The organism is Acinetobacter sp. HR7, assembly GCF_000773685.1.
GTDB classification, from domain to species: domain Bacteria; phylum Pseudomonadota; class Gammaproteobacteria; order Pseudomonadales; family Moraxellaceae; genus Acinetobacter; species Acinetobacter thermotolerans.
Map to the genome: position 1 here is coordinate 1 of NZ_JPQO01000148.1, position 1,321 is coordinate 1,321.

The 1,321-nt window shown below is 38.0% G+C and carries 2 pseudogenes; one reads left to right on the plus strand and one right to left on the minus strand.

Annotated elements, in window-relative coordinates:
- Positions 1–38: 38 nt before the first annotated feature.
- Positions 39–1,169: pseudogene (locus GW12_RS06755) on the plus strand (ATP-binding protein); the annotation flags it as partial.
- 14 nt (positions 1,170–1,183) lie between these two features.
- Here GW12_RS06755 and GW12_RS15405 read toward each other — a convergent pair.
- Positions 1,184–1,321: pseudogene (locus GW12_RS15405) on the minus strand (IS30 family transposase); the annotation flags it as partial.

Genomic DNA, 1,321 nt, shown 5'->3' on the forward strand with positions numbered 1-1,321 from the left:
GGTAAATCACGGAGCAAATGTATACTCAGACTCGTCATTTAAGATCTAGTTCAGACCCTTCTCTTCAAGATCTCAATGCCCCACGAGTCGTCCGCTCCCATTCAATTGCTCGTCTTAGTGATGAGTTTTTCCAACCACTTAATAACCACATCCTTTTAACAGAAAGAATCTCATTGATAATTCGTGGAGGGTATGTCGGAAGGAATCCACGTACAGGTGATCTTCAAAAACACCTACAAAACGGATACGAGCGCATACAGAAAGGTGATCTTCAAGCTTTTAGATTTGAAAGTGTGAAATCAACAGCTCAAAGTATGGTTCTGATTGGCTGTTCTGGATACGGAAAAACGACGTCATTAATTAGAACTCTTTCAGCCTATCCTCAAGTTATTTATCACCCTGATCTAAATATTGAGCAAGTCGTTTACCTAAAAATTGATTGTTCACATAATGGTTCCTTAAAAGAAATTTGCTTAAATTTCTTCCGAGCATTAGATCAAGTCCTTGATACTCAATATGAGAAGCAATATGGGCTAAAACGCTACAACATTCAGGCATTACTCACTAAAATGTCACAACTAGCGAATGCTCATGCATTAGGGCTATTGGTCATTGATGAGATCCAGCATTTGAGTCGCTCAAAATCTGGTGGTCCTCAAGAGATGTTAAATTTCTTTGTCACAATGGTAAATACTATTGGTGTACCTATCATGTTAATTGGTACACCTAAAGCCAGAGAAATTTTTGAGGCTGACTTTCGCTCAGCACGTAGAGGAGCTGGTTTTGGCGCTATATTCTGGGAGCCATTACAAGAATACATTGATAATCAGCTTAACCCTGAATGGATAGCTTTTACAGATAAGCTTTGGAAACAGCAATTACTTAACCAAAGAGATGAGTTCCTATCAGATAATATTCGACATATTTGGTATGACTTGAGCCAAGGCATTATTGATATTGTAGTGAAGTTATTTGTTCTTGCCCAATTAAGAGCTATTGCAACAAATAAGGAACGAATTACATCTAAGCTGCTGCAACAAATTTATAATGAAGAATTGAAACCTGTACACCCCATGCTAGATGCTTTACGATCAGGAAATATTGAGAAAATTTCACGCTATTCTGATTTAGTTATCCCTGATATGGATCGTAAAATTTTTGATCTTCAACAAAAAAGGCGGATTCAAGCGGCAAGTGCAACAGTATAAAAACCAGCCATAACTTCACTCGGTGTATACCAACCTAGCGTTTTTCTAGGACGATGGTTGAGTGCAAATTCTATCTGCTCTATTTGTTCGTTTGACACGTCATCAAACGATGA